The organism is Vibrio sp. 1288 (assembly GCF_033344475.1).
Map to the genome: position 1 here is coordinate 1 of NZ_JAWPOX010000513.1, position 706 is coordinate 706.

Annotated in this window: 1 protein-coding gene and 1 pseudogene; both read left to right on the top strand. The window is 48.7% G+C overall.

The window, feature by feature from the left end; genetic code table 11:
* Positions 1–237: pseudogene (gene dapF / locus R8O11_RS27710) on the top strand (diaminopimelate epimerase); the annotation flags it as partial.
* Positions 231–706, top strand: a 476-nt coding sequence (locus tag R8O11_RS27715) for a DUF484 family protein (RefSeq protein ID WP_318194935.1), incomplete at its 3' end; no start/stop codon positions are given. The pseudogene dapF and the gene R8O11_RS27715, both read left to right, overlap by 7 nt.

Here is a 706-nt window from a genome sequence, read left to right on the forward strand (position 1 = left end):
GTGAGTCGTGACCATATTCGTCTTCGAGTTTACGAGCGCGGCGCAGGTGAAACACAAGCTTGTGGTAGCGGCGCATGTGGCGCGGTGGCTGTGGGTATTTTGCAAGGACTTTTGGATGAGAGTGTGAAAGTATCGCTACCTGGTGGTGAGCTGCATATTTCTTGGCAAGGCCCAGGTAAACCACTCTTTATGACCGGCCCGGCAACTCACGTATTTGATGGTCAACTGTCGTGCTAGTCAAAGAAAAAGGAAACGGTTTGTCTCAAGTTGAAGCTGACGCATTAACGGCAGAAGTGGTGGCTGAATACCTAAAAGATCACCCTGACTTTTTTGTTGAGCGCCCTGAGCTGGTGGATCGTCTGTCTTTTCCACATTCGGATTTAGGTACGGTTTCGTTGGTGCATATTCAAATGAATCGCCAGCGGCAGCGTATTGAAGAGCTTGAAGAAGAGATCACCACGTTAATGTCGCTTGCGGCAAACAACGATCGTACCTTCTACGAGTTCATGGATTTGCAGGGCTCGATTCTAAAGTGCGGTGACTTCAAGCAAGTTATTAGCGCGATAGAGCTAAAAGCCAAAGATCTCGGACTGCGTGCGTATGTTCGCTTGTTTAGCCAATGCGATGCATCGACGCAACTTAGCAAAGAACATTACCAGCGTTTTGCGACCAACCACCTAAATGGCAAAGAGGCTTATTTGGGCCG